The following is a 259-nucleotide window of genomic DNA, read 5'->3' as shown; positions in this document are numbered from 1 at the left end:
AACGTCCTCCAGCAAGGCGCACAGACCGGACGAGGCACCGGCAACGTCCTGCAACAGGGCGCACAGACCGGCCAAGGCAGCGGCAACGTCCTGCAACAGGGGGCACAGACCGGACGAGGCAGCGGCAACGTCCTGCAACAGGGTGCTCAGACCGGCCAGGGCAGCGGCAACGTCCTCCAGCAAGGCGCACAGACCGGACGAGGCACCGGCAACGTCCTGCAACAGGGCGCACAGACCGGCCAAGGCAGCGGCAACGTCC

Annotated in this window: 1 pseudogene; it reads left to right on the top strand. The window is 68.7% G+C overall.

Annotation, left to right across the window (positions count from 1 at the left end):
- Positions 1-259, top strand: a pseudogene (locus tag ABZZ04_RS12360) (hypothetical protein); the annotation flags it as partial.

This window comes from Streptomyces sp. NPDC006435 (genome assembly GCF_040612315.1).
Taxonomy (GTDB): Bacteria; Actinomycetota; Actinomycetes; order Streptomycetales; family Streptomycetaceae; genus Streptomyces.
This window is presented reverse-complemented; position numbering and strand designations above follow the sequence as displayed.